At 70.8% G+C, this 849-nt stretch carries 1 protein-coding gene; it reads left to right on the forward strand.

The window, feature by feature from the left end; translation table 11 throughout:
• Positions 1 to 849, forward strand: an 849-nt coding sequence (locus GPA_RS08565) for an aminotransferase class I/II-fold pyridoxal phosphate-dependent enzyme (RefSeq protein WP_083809269.1), incomplete at both ends; no start/stop codon positions are given.

Below are 849 nucleotides of genomic sequence, written 5' to 3' on the forward strand. Positions count from 1 at the left end.
CGCGCTCTACGGGCGCGTGGAGCCCGAGGCCGTGCTGCAGACCAACGGCGCGACGGGCGCGAACCTGCTGGCCGTGCTCGCGCTCGTGTCGCGCGGCGACCACGTGGTCGCCGAGTACCCCAGCTACCAGCAGCTCTACGACATACCGCGGGCGCTCGGCGCCGAGGTGGACCTCTGGCGCATTTACGAGGACCGCGGCTGGTACCCCGACCTCGGCGAGCTCGAGCGCCTCGTGCGCCCCGACACGAGGCTCATCTGCCTGAACAACGCGAACAACCCTACGGGCACGTTCCTCGACCGCGCGTTCATGGAGCAGGTGGCCGACATCGCGCGCAGCGTGGGCGCCTTCGTGCTCGTGGACGAGGTGTACCTGCCGCTCGTGGGCACGGAGGACTTCGCCTCCATCGCGGATATCTACGAGCGCGGCGTGGCCACGAACAGCCTGTCGAAGACGTACTCTGTGCCCGGCGCGCGCATCGGCTGGACGGCGTCGAGCCCGCAGATCGCCGAGATGCTGCGGCCGTACCGCGACTACACCATGATCTGCTGCGGCGTGGTGAACGACGCGCTGGCCGTGCACGTGCTGGAGCACCGCGATGCCGTGCTCGCCCGCAACCGCCCCTTGGTGATGGGCAACCTGGCCATCGCGCAGGCGTGGATCGACGACGAGCCGCGCGTGTCGTGGGTGGCGCCGCAGGGGGTGTCCACGTCGTGCATCAAGCTGGACATCCCCGAGGACGACGAGGCGTTCTGCCTGCGGCTGCTCGAGGACGAGGGCGTGCTGCTCGTGCCGGGCAGCCGCTTCGACCTGCCGGGCCACGCGCGCCTCGGCTACTGCGCCCCCGAGCC

Origin of the sequence: Gordonibacter pamelaeae 7-10-1-b, from assembly GCF_000210055.1 — a bacterium.
Classification (GTDB): domain Bacteria; phylum Actinomycetota; class Coriobacteriia; order Coriobacteriales; family Eggerthellaceae; genus Gordonibacter; species Gordonibacter pamelaeae.